This window comes from Brevibacterium renqingii, from assembly GCF_017808105.1.
GTDB classification, from domain to species: domain Bacteria; phylum Actinomycetota; class Actinomycetes; order Actinomycetales; family Brevibacteriaceae; genus Brevibacterium; species Brevibacterium renqingii.
Genome location: NZ_JADBHF010000044.1, coordinates 1 through 328, shown reverse-complemented (window position 1 = coordinate 328; position 328 = coordinate 1). Strand labels below are relative to the sequence as shown.

Genomic DNA, 328 nt, shown 5'->3' with positions numbered 1-328 from the left:
GGATCGGAACGGTTAACCGGGCGTTTCCCCACCACTATCACCACCGCAAAACCAACAAACCACCACCACAACCCCACCAAAAAAAGAAGGGTTTACAGGCGGTAGTGGTCCAAGAACCGCACAGCGAACGCGAACACCAACACAATCATGCAACACACCACCCACAAAAGAGGGCAGCACAAGATTTTCTCAACATCACCACAAAAGAATGATCAACACACACGCACCAACCCCCACAAAAAAGAGGGAAATTGAGTGAGTGATCGGTGTATTAGTACCAGTCAACTCCACACATTACTGTGCTTCCATACCCGGCCTATCAACCCCA

Annotated in this window: 1 protein-coding gene; it reads left to right on the top strand. The window is 49.7% G+C overall.

Annotated features, from left to right (window positions below):
* On the top strand, nucleotides 1-212 hold a 212-nt coding region (locus IHE57_RS16215), incomplete at its 5' end, for a hypothetical protein (protein WP_209374705.1).
* Between the last annotated feature and the right edge of the window lie 116 nt (nucleotides 213-328).